Annotated in this window: 1 protein-coding gene; it reads right to left on the bottom strand. The window is 50.0% G+C overall.

Going from position 1 to position 214, the window contains the following annotated elements; translation table 11 throughout:
- Positions 1-214: ABC transporter substrate binding protein (locus A3761_RS05600; RefSeq protein WP_304439588.1), on the bottom strand; the 214-nt coding region annotated here is incomplete at both ends.

Here is a 214-nt window from a genome sequence, read left to right on the forward strand (position 1 = left end):
ACCCTAAGGCCGCGATGGCGCCACGAGCGACACTATCGGTGTCGCCGGCAAAAACAGGAATGTCTGCTTGCTCAGAAATTTTGATGATACCTTCTATAGCAGAGATGACTGTGTTGTCTGTAGGGAGGTAAATTGCATCAACCTTGCCGAGTAATGAGCGAGCTGCAGTTTGCACATCCGAGGACTTGGGGGAGACTGCTTCAATTACTTGAAG

The organism is Oleiphilus sp. HI0123, assembly GCF_001635315.1.